Annotated in this window: 1 protein-coding gene and 1 pseudogene; both read right to left on the bottom strand. The window is 68.6% G+C overall.

The annotated features are described in order from the left end of the window. Positions 1 to 393, bottom strand: a 393-nt coding sequence (locus HLH21_RS16840) for a phosphate ABC transporter ATP-binding protein (RefSeq protein WP_182944898.1), incomplete at its 3' end; no start/stop codon positions are given. 11 nt (positions 394 to 404) lie between these two features. Next, positions 405 to 606, bottom strand: a pseudogene (locus tag HLH21_RS16835) (phosphate ABC transporter permease PstA); the annotation flags it as partial.

Below are 606 nucleotides of genomic sequence, written 5' to 3'. Positions count from 1 at the left end.
CCGCGCCAGCCGTTCGTGCAGCCGCACCCCGAAGGCGATGTTCTCGTAGATCGACATCGGGAACGGCGTCGGCTTCTGGAACACCATCCCCACCCGCGCCCGCAGCACGTTCAGGTCCACCTCCGACGACAGGATGTTCCGGCCGTCGAACACCACCTCGCCCGTCGCCCGCTGGCCGGGATACAGGTCGTACATCCGGTTCAGCACCCGCAGCAGCGTCGACTTCCCGCAGCCCGACGGCCCGATCATCCCGGTCACCCGCCTTGCCGGGAAATCCACCGTGATGTCCTTCAGCGCGCGGTGCGCCCCATACCAGAAATCCAGCCCCCGCACCGCCAGCGCCGGCGCCACGGCCTCGGCCGCCGGCGCCTCATGCATCGCCGTATCCATCATCTCCCGCATTCCTATTCCCCGGCGCCCGTCCGGTGGCTCCAGACCCGCACCAGCACGTTCAGCAGCAGCACCCCCGTGGTAATCAGCAGCGCCCCCGTCCACGCCAGCTGCGTCCAGTCGTCATACGCCGAACCCGCATACTGGTAGATCGCCACCGGCAGGCTGGCCATCGGCGCCCCCAGGTCCAGCGACCAGTTCATGTTCCCCAGCGAG

It is taken from the genome of Gluconacetobacter johannae (assembly GCF_014174305.1).
Classification (GTDB): Bacteria; Pseudomonadota; Alphaproteobacteria; order Acetobacterales; family Acetobacteraceae; genus Gluconacetobacter; species Gluconacetobacter johannae.
Note: the sequence above shows the minus strand (reverse complement) of the source record. Positions and strands in the feature narration are given on the sequence as shown.